Source organism: Acidobacteriota bacterium, from assembly GCA_039028635.1.
In the GTDB taxonomy this organism is placed as follows: domain Bacteria; phylum Acidobacteriota; class Thermoanaerobaculia; order Multivoradales; family JBCCEF01; genus JBCCEF01.
The window spans coordinates 77,834-85,763 of record JBCCHV010000008.1; the positions used below are offsets into that span (position 1 = coordinate 77,834).

At 65.6% G+C, this 7,930-nt stretch carries 6 protein-coding genes; 2 read left to right on the forward strand and 4 right to left on the reverse strand.

The window, feature by feature from the left end; translation table 11 throughout:
* Positions 1-142: 142 nt before the first annotated feature.
* A complete protein-coding gene (locus AAF604_05475) occupies positions 143-853 on the reverse strand; it encodes an NUDIX domain-containing protein (GenBank protein ID MEM7049085.1) in 711 nt (236 codons plus the stop codon).
* 395 nt (positions 854-1,248) lie between these two features.
* Between AAF604_05475 and AAF604_05480 the strand changes: the two genes are divergently transcribed.
* Positions 1,249-2,832, forward strand: a complete 1,584-nt coding sequence (locus tag AAF604_05480; GenBank protein MEM7049086.1) for a hypothetical protein — start codon at positions 1,249-1,251, stop codon at positions 2,830-2,832.
* Positions 2,833-2,890: 58 nt separating this feature from the next.
* Here the strand turns inward: AAF604_05480 and AAF604_05485 are convergent, their stop codons facing one another.
* A complete protein-coding gene (locus AAF604_05485; GenBank protein MEM7049087.1) occupies positions 2,891-3,184 on the reverse strand; it encodes a hypothetical protein in 294 nt (97 codons plus the stop codon).
* A 100-nt stretch (positions 3,185-3,284) separates the two neighbouring features.
* Between AAF604_05485 and AAF604_05490 the strand changes: the two genes are divergently transcribed.
* On the forward strand, positions 3,285-3,938 hold the full coding sequence (locus AAF604_05490; GenBank protein ID MEM7049088.1) for a hypothetical protein: 654 nt from the start codon (positions 3,285-3,287) through the stop codon (positions 3,936-3,938).
* A gap of 74 nt (positions 3,939-4,012) precedes the next feature.
* On the opposite strand, the gene AAF604_05495 is transcribed toward AAF604_05490, so the two are convergent.
* Positions 4,013-6,394 (reverse strand): multicopper oxidase domain-containing protein, encoded by a 2,382-nt coding sequence (locus tag AAF604_05495; GenBank protein ID MEM7049089.1) that lies wholly within the window; start codon positions 6,392-6,394, stop codon positions 4,013-4,015.
* Between the two features lie 203 nt (positions 6,395-6,597).
* Positions 6,598-7,911, reverse strand: coding sequence for an arginase family protein (locus tag AAF604_05500; protein ID MEM7049090.1), 1,314 nt, complete (start codon positions 7,909-7,911; stop codon positions 6,598-6,600).
* Between the last annotated feature and the right edge of the window lie 19 nt (positions 7,912-7,930).

The following is a 7,930-nucleotide window of genomic DNA, read 5'->3' on the forward strand; positions in this document are numbered from 1 at the left end:
GCCCGACCTTCTCACCAGCTCTCCGCTGCAAAGCCGTATGTCACGGAACCTGTCCAGTACGGCCGCGTCGCGGCACCGGCCGATGCCTTGCATATTCAGCAACCTTCGACCTTTCGCCAAGCGATCTGGTGAGAACGTCGGCCTAGACCTCGAAGTGAAAACCATCCTTGGTGAGCTGTTGATAGCGACGCTCGTCGAAGCGGTAGAGCCGTGCAGCGCGATGGGCGACGTCCTTCTGAACTTCGTCCGTCTCGACGAGCAGTCCCGTCGAGAGAACCTTCTTGCGGAAATTTCGCTTGTCGAGGGAACGCTCGAGCACGATCTCGTAAAGGCGCTGCATCTGGGAAAGAGCAAACTTCTTCGGCAGGAGCTCGAAACCAATCGGCTGGTATCTCAGTTTGCCGCTCAGCCGCTGGCGCCCAACCTCCAGGATCTCGGCATGATCAAAGGCGAGGGATGGAACGTCGTGGACCGGAAACCACGCCGCTTGGCGAGCATCGGTGGCTGCTCGAACCCGCTGGCTGCCGAGCTCGACCAGTGCATAGTAGGCCACCGACACGACCCGCTCACGCGGATCGCGATCGATGGCGCCGAAGGTGTAGAGCTGCTCGAGAAAGATGTCGTGCAGCCCGGTTTCTTCGAGCAACTCTCGTCGCGCCGCCTCATCCAGTGACTCGTCCACCCGAACAAAGCCACCGGGCAGCGCCCACTCGCCTTCCGATGGCGGCAGATCTCGCTGAATCAACATCACCTTGAGGTCCTCGTCATCGAGGCCGAAGACCACACAGTCGACCGCCAAGGCAGCGCGGGGATACTCATAGGCGTGGAGCCCTTGCCTCTTCGTGTCATTCACACACTAAGCATAGTGTTCCGAAGACACAAAGTCAACGATCTCGAGCCAGCACTTCTCCCTGGAAAGGCCCTGCTCCGAGTGCCAGGCCTCTCCCCGACGGGCGTTGGTCCCTGATGATCTGCGCGGGATCCACGTCAATCGTGGATTCCCCCTACGAAAGGTGCTCCCTAAAGAAGGTGCCCTAAAGAAGGTGCCAGCCGCTTGTACAAGGCTCTTGTTCTCCTCCCTAAAGAAGGTGCCAGCCGCTTGTACAAGGCTCTTGTTCTCAAAGGTTAGAGATTCTCGTCACGGCGCGCGACTCGCCCCAAGAGCTCGAGAGATCACATTTGCTATTCTGCATTCGAACATTCGCCGTGGATGCAGCCCGACACAGTTTCATCGTGGAGGATCCGACCTTGTTCGAGCCAGACGCAGTTTCCGCCCGTTCCCCCCGCCGCAGTTCCCAACACCGCAACCCCCTGCCAAGACCCGCCGCGGCCATCATCGCCACCGCGCTCTGCCTGACGGCCCTCGGTGCTTCGGACCCGCGGGTCACCGAGCGAGATCCGACGCCCGAGCTCGACCCACCAGCACCGACGCCTGAGGCAGACCCGCCGACTCTCACGCCCGAGAACGACCCGCCGGCCCAGCCGCCCGACGACTGGGCGCTCGAGGAGACCTTCGACGGCGACCCGGCATCACCCTCACAGGCCTTGCTGCCCAACCACTTCGACTACGTGGTCACCCATCGGACGCATCCCAAGGAGCAGTTCACCAAGGAATACCGCCCGTTTCCCGGCGACCACGACCTAACCTGCGCCGGCCCCAACCCGGAGGTTTCGCCGCTGCCGCAGCACGCCATCCGCACCAAGCAGAGCTCGAACGGCCGCGATCGCGACGAGAGTTTCTTCCTCTGCAAGAACCACATGATGACCGCCTTGGGAGAGGTCGATCCCTACTCCCTGAGCGCTTTTTGGCCCAAGCAGGAGTTCGATTTCGCCAACGGAGGCACCCTCGAGTTCGAGGTCAACATCAACCTCGGCCACGACAACCGCAGCTGGTGGGAGGTGCTGATCGCGCCGCGCGACCAGCTACGGGTGGCCGCGGGTCCGGTCGATGCGGCAATCGACGAGAAGTACCCGCACGACCGCATCGTGTTCGACTTCAACCGCTTGATTCGGCGCATCAAGGTCGGCACCGGCGCCCTCGCTCCGGAGGGCTGGCGCGCCAACGAGCGACAGTTCCTGACCTACGACTGGGCCTACTGGAACGCTCTCCATCCGGACGACCCGGCACTCACCGACCGCCGCATTCGCCGCACCATGCGCATCACCCTCGAGACCGACCGCGTCACCTGGGCGATCGAGACCGCCGACGGCGACTTCGACGAGTGGAGCGTCGACGTACCGGGAGGGTTACCCTTCACTCGCGGCCTGGTGCTGTTCAAGACCCACGCCTACACCCCCGAGTTCTCGGCCGGCAACACCGACACCTACACCTTCCATTGGGACAACATCCGCTTCAGCGGACCGCGGGTCGGCCGTTACGAGGTTTTCGAGGCCAGTGACGTGGTCTATCTAGAGGCCGACGGTAACCGCCCCATCGGCACCACCGAAACGGTCCAGATCGACCTGCCCCGCGTCGGGCCGAACCCGGTCCTCTACGGTCAGCTCCATCAGCCCCTCACCGGCCAGGTCTTGTTGAGCATCAACGACGGACCCAACCTGGTGGTCGATCCCTACGAGTACGATCGCGACAACGGCTGCTGGAGCCGCGACTGGAAGAGCTTCCGCCTCGAACTCGACCCCGACTGGCTGCGGGCCGGCAGCAACGACCTGCGCTGGACCATCGGTCCGCGCCCGGCCTGCGCCACCACCTACTGGGCTTGGGACGGTTTTTCGGTGAAGTTCCTGCAAGTCCAGCTCGATGCAGCCGGCGGCGTCTTCGAGGACGGCTTCGAGTCCGGCTCGACCTCGGCCTGGTCGGCGACTACGCCGTGACCTGAGGGTCCAGGAGCCCGCGGCAGCCGCCGCAGCCGCGGGCTCGCCGATCGCCGGGCTATTGACTTTGGGTCAGGGGGCAGATGTTGGAGCGATCCGAGTCGAGATCGCGCGACAAGCAAAGGGCTGGCACCAGGTCAGCCCCCACCCTCGCCTGCGGCACGACCGGAGAATCGACCTCTCCGGCATTCGGACCGGCCCACCGCACCCCGCTGAACGGCACCAGCCAGCCGGAGACTCGGTTCCACACCGAGGTCCAGATCGAGCCCGAAGAGTCCTCCCCCGGCGCCTCGGCCAGGGCGGGGACAGATGCTAGAACCAGGACCACGAGCAACGCACCGATTTTCCGCATGGAACGACCTCCTCTGATTGTTCAAGTCTCGCTCGAAGGGTGCCCACAAGCGCGTACTTCGGGACTTGGAAGGCTCGTCCTCTGAACTATAGTCACCGGGATGAAGCACCTGATCGAGCGCTTTCGAGCCCGTCGCTGGAGCCACCTTCTGGTGGCCAACCTGCGCATTTTTCTCGGCTTCGCCTTCGTGCCGGCGGGCCTCAAAAAGCTCCTCGGCCAGCCCTTCACGGACCCCCAGAACAGCGGCGCCTTCCACGAGTTTCTGCACGCCTTTCACGCCACCGGCGTGTTCTACCAGTTCGTCGGCGCCGTCCAGCTGACCATCGCGGTCTTGCTGATGACCCAGACCTACGCCACCCTCGGTGCCGCCATGGCGCTGCCGATCATCACCACCATCACCGTCTTCTGCTGGAGCACCGGAGTCGTCCCGACGGCCATCGTCGTCACCCTGATGCTCTGCGGCACCCTGGGCCTGCTGATCTGGGACCTCGACCGCTGGCGCGGCGCCCTGCGCCCGGAGCAACCCACGGCGTCCTCGGACCGGCCGAGGCAGCCACCCATCGACCTCTCTCTGTGGCGCGCCTGCGGCGCCGGCATCTTGCTGGTCTACGGCTCGAGCTGCCTGGCCTACGGCGGCGTCTACCGACCCCGGGGCGTCGACCTGAGCCATCCGGCTTTCTACGTCCTGCCGCTGATCTTGCTGTTCCCCATCGCCACCTGGATCGTGGAACAGCGCCGGCGCCGGGCCCGGTAGCCAGGAGCCGGAACGCTCCTCCGAGGCCGAACGACATCCCGTCGCCCGGCCTCGGAACACCGTTGAAGACTGCGTCAGCTCGACGAAGCCGTGGTCACGCCGTAGTCCTTGGGCCAGTCGCTCTGCTGGTCCGGTGGCGTCTCGCAGGCCGGAAGCGGTTGTTCCGGCGCACCGTCGACGCAGTCGCTGGTGCAGAAGCCCTCGGCGTCACACTGGCCGTCCGGCGGCACTTCGCCGGTGGCCGCCCAGCGACCGTTGGCGCACACCGACTGGGTGTTGTGCATCATGCCGCGATCCTCGTGGCCGAGGATGTGGCAGTGATTGACGAACATGCCGGTGAACTCCTTGGCAACGTAGCGGATCTTGGACTGGCCCCAGGGATATGTGGAGTCGTTGGGATCCGAGTTGGGTGCCAGGAAGAGCCCCGACGGCGCCGCCGGCGCGGTCGAGATCGCCAACGTGTCGCGCCACACCGGATAGGTGTACTCGCTCGGAGTGCGACCACTCTCCGAGAGGAGCTGGAAGGGGTTCTGGTGAATGTGGAAGGGGTGGCCGATGGCGATGCTGTTGTTCCACAACGTCCACTCCTCGGCGCGATCGAGGACCAGAGACTCGTTGGCGCATTCGGGATCGTACTTCTGCTGGGTGATCCAGAACTGCGAGCCGGCCGAGCCGCTGAGCTGCCCCTGACCCACCATCTGGTAGTAAACGTCCTTCAGCAGCGACGGGTCGGTGACCGGCGGAATGTCGGCCAGGTAAGAGGCCAGCGCCGGGAACTGCGCCTGAGTCGGGAAGGTCATCGCCTTGTCGCGATCTTCCACCACCACCGTGAACAGGGGCGGCGTGCCGCTCGAGGCGTCGAAGCCGCACGCTTCGGCCATCAAGTTGGCGCGCCCCTGCATGGCGCTGTAGAGGATCGCCGCCGCCTCTTCGTGAAGCTGCGTGCGGATCTCGTGGACCATGCAGTAGGTGCCCGGCTCAGTCGGCGCCTGCACCAGGAAGTCCATCCGGTAACCCGGTGAGAGGGCGAAGGAGGTGAGCTCTTCGAAGGAGGTCTCGTCCGTCTGCGGGCTGCAGTCGGGGTTGTTGAGGAACGGCTGGCAGCCGTAGTTCTGGGGCGAGAACTGGACCCCGTCCATGGCGATCTGACGCACTTCCGGAGCCGCCTTGCCGGGAATCTCCGGGAAGCCGACGTTGAGCGCCGCCGAGGCTTGCATGGTGGCCCCCACGAAGCGCCAGCGCTGAATCTCCCCCTTCGCCATGCGCACGATCGGATTCGCCTGGCCGTTGACCAGCACCGAGCCGTTCTGGTCGGCGCCGCCGAGGCCGGGGTTGGCTTCCTGGAGCTGCTGCACCACCAGCAGGCGCTCTTCCAGCTCACCGCCGCCCTCGGCCTCGAACCAGCTCTCGAGCTCGGCGTCGAACTCACCGCGCACCTCGAAGGTGCCCACCAGGCCGTTCAGCACCTGAAGCGCCGTCGAGCCGTGCTTGTGGGCGTGGTACCAGTGGGTGCCGGGAGGCTGGGTGTAGCGCAGCGGATCGACGTCGAAATCGAAGTGACCGTAGGCCACCGAGCCGTGATCACCGTGCGGGCCGTGGGCCGGCATGTCGGCTTCGACAACGCCGGTGGGCAACGGCGGCCGCAGCTCGAGACCGACGTTGTCCTGGCCGAGCTGGGGCGAAACGTGGAAGCCGTGGAAGTGGAAGTTGGTCGAGTTCGCGCCGTGGAAGCAGTTCGGCGGCTCGATCACCTTGCCATTGACCACCTGGCTCGGCGTCGTCGGCGGCCAGCCACCGAAATTCCGATCGATCGGCTCCTTGCACTTCCCCGTCGCCGGATCGATACCGGCGTTCGGGCCGCTGGTGTTGCACTTCAGATTGGGCACGCAGGCCCCGGGATCGCTCTCGTGAGGCATGCGGTTGTAGAGGCGCATCTTGTAGTGGGTGCCGTCCGAGGCCCCGGGCTGGGTCGCCGGATGCATGACAAAGGTCGGGCCGGGAGCGCTCCAGGCGATCTTCGGGCTGTTGGGATCGTCGGCATCGGCCTGGGTGATCGGAACGTTGGGATCCTTGGGAAAGCCATAGGTCCGCAGATTGAGGGACTGCATCTCCCACTTGCCCGGCGGCCGGTTTCCGCCCGGCGTCTCCGGAAAAGGCTGTACCCAAACCGGCACGCAGCGCTCGCGGATGCGCACCACCAGCTCGGTTTGAATGGTGCCGTCGTGGGGCGCGATCTGCACCGGCTGCACCAGATCTTCCTGCTGGTACTGGAGCCCTGGCGGGCAAGGACCGTCGTTGAGCTCTGCGAGGTCGTTGAGATGCTTGGCGCGGACGATGGTCTCGTGGTCGGGACCCTGGTGGTCCGTTCCGGCTGGACAGCCGACGAGCCACACTCCGGCCGCGGCCGCGAGGAACAGGCCGGCGATCTGCCGAAGCCTGCCATTCGACATGAGCATCCCACTCCCTCTGAAGGAGCCGGACGACTGGGCGATATCGGACATGGAGCCTCCTTCGCTGGTCGGATCAGTCGCAGGCCACAGCAGGCCCGCAGACGAAAAATTAAATTTGAAAACTCAACTAGTCTAAACCAAGATGGGGTGAGCCCCGGAATTCAGGCAGACCAGGAAGAGAGCCGGACGTTACTCATCGGGCTCCCATCTCACGTCTGGAAACTTGCGCCACCCTCGGTCACCGCAACGCCCTCGGGCGCCTTCGCCAGGCCATCGATCAGAGCCAGGGTCAATGCCAAGAGCTGCTTGCGGGGATCGTTGTCCGCCGGGTGAACACTCGGGCGAGTCTCCACCAGGTCGGCGCCGACGATGGGAAAGGCCTCGCACAGCGCCATCACCGCGGCGAGCAATTCGTGCCACTCGAGCCCTGCCCCCGCCGGCGTCGAGGTCGCCCCTGCCAGTTCCGTCGCCGACACCACATCGATGTCGATGGACAGGTAGCAGGGGGAATGGTCGACGTGCTCGCGCACGGCCCTCACCAGGCGCGCCGGATCGGACAGCAGCCGGCGAGTCGCCGCCAAGCCGTAGAGATGGGCGCGGTCGAGCACCCCGGCGGCCTCGAGGGCCGCCACCCGGGCGGTGCGCAGATCGGAGTGATTCCTCAGACCGAAGGAGACCGAGCGCCGCAGGCCCGAGTAGAGGTGGAGATTCTGCAGAAAGGCGGCGTGACTGAAGGTTGGGTGCTGTTTCAGGAAGAGGTCGTTGTGAGCGTCGAAGTGGATGAGGCAGAGGTCCCGGTGGCGCCGAGCGAGGGCGTGGACGATTGGAAAGGTGACCGCGTGATCCCCACCGAGGAAGAGCGGACGCCACCCCGGTCGACCGTCCCAGCGCGCGCAGAAGCGATCGATCTCGCCCAACAGGTCGGCGACGCGGACCGCCTCCCGGCCGAGGTCTCCAGCGTCCCGTAGACGCACCCCCTGGCAGAGGATCTCCGGCCGACCTCCGGCGCAACGCACCTCGCTGAACACGCCCTCGGCCTGGATATCGAACCAAAATCCCTTCGCCAGACTGGCCTGCCGCAGCGCCGCGGGGCCGAGGGCGGCGCCGGCGCTGACGCCGTCGGCCGCAACCGGCACACCGACCACGCAGACATCGGCTTCGTCATCGCCGACGTCGTCGGGCAGATGAAACAACCGGCGGCTGCGAAAGCTGCGCCGGAGCTCCACCGCTTCGAAGAAGCGCTGGCGGCGCGCAGACCCCACCGGCCCGAGAGAATCGGCGACCGGCTGCAGCCAACCCTGGTCGCGCAGCTCCCCCAGAAATCGCTGCGACTTGTCATCCGAGAATCGCTCGAGCCAGCCGCTGAAGGGCGCCGCCTCGAAGCCAGCGCAGCGTTCGATCAGGGTGGCCTGCTCCGGCGAGACTCGGCGGCTGACGGCGACGGCCGTCCCCGAGGTCAGGCCGGCGCGATCGAAGAGGTAGCTCGCGGAGTCGAGCCGACCGAGGGCCGCAGTGGGGACCAACCGCAAAGAAAATGATTCG

Excerpts from the sequence above, each read along its gene's own strand:
- AAF604_05485 (MEM7049087.1), bottom strand. The coding sequence starts at position 3,184 with ATGCGGAAAATCGGTGCGTTGCTCGTGGTCCTGGTTCTAGCATCTGTC.
- AAF604_05490 (MEM7049088.1), top strand. The coding sequence starts at position 3,285 with ATGAAGCACCTGATCGAGCGCTTTCGAGCCCGTCGCTGGAGCCACCTT.
- AAF604_05495 (MEM7049089.1), bottom strand. The coding sequence starts at position 6,394 with ATGCTCATGTCGAATGGCAGGCTTCGGCAGATCGCCGGCCTGTTCCTC.